At 65.3% G+C, this 677-nt stretch carries 1 protein-coding gene; it reads left to right on the top strand.

The genetic code is table 11. From position 1 onward, the window contains the following. The coding region (gene ccoG / locus HV742_RS32035) for a cytochrome c oxidase accessory protein CcoG (RefSeq protein ID WP_175147289.1) at positions 1 to 677 on the top strand (677 nt) is incomplete at both ends.

Genomic DNA, 677 nt, shown 5'->3' with positions numbered 1-677 from the left:
GGGCGGCTGTTCTGCGGCTACGCCTGTCCGCAGACGGTCTACACCGAGATCTTCATGTGGATCGAGCGCAAGGTCGAAGGCGACCGCGTCGCCCGCATCCGCCTGGATGAATCGCCCTGGACCTGGCGCAAGGCGCGCCTGAAGGTCACCAAGCACTTCCTGTGGATCGCGCTGGCCTGGTGGACGGGCTCCACCTTCATCGGCTACTTCGCGCCGATCCGCGAGCTGGGGCACGAGCTGTTCACGCTGCAGCTGGGGCCGTGGCAGTGGTTCTGGATGGTGTTCTACGGCTTCGCCACCTGGGGCAACGCCGGCTTCATGCGCGAGTCGGTCTGCAAGTACATGTGCCCGTACGCGCGCTTCCAGAGCGTGATGGTCGATCCCGATACCTTCGTCGTGACCTATGACAAACGTCGCGGCGATCCGCGCGGCGGCCGTTCGCGCAAGGTCGACCACAAGGCCGCGGGGCTGGGCGACTGTGTCGATTGCAGCCTGTGCGTGCAGGTCTGTCCGACCGGCATCGACATCCGCGAGGGCCTGCAATACATGTGCATTGGCTGCGGCGCCTGTATCGATGCCTGCGAGCAGGTGATGGACAAGATGCAGTATCCGTCCGGGCTGATCCGCTACACGTCCGAGCGCGCCATGCTGGACGGGCTGTCGACACAAAGCGCGCG

The sequence above is a fragment of the Achromobacter ruhlandii genome (assembly GCF_902859695.1).
Classification (GTDB): Bacteria; Pseudomonadota; Gammaproteobacteria; order Burkholderiales; family Burkholderiaceae_B; genus Achromobacter; species Achromobacter ruhlandii.
The sequence above is the reverse complement of the archived record's forward strand: the minus strand, read 5'-3'. Positions and strand labels throughout refer to the sequence as shown.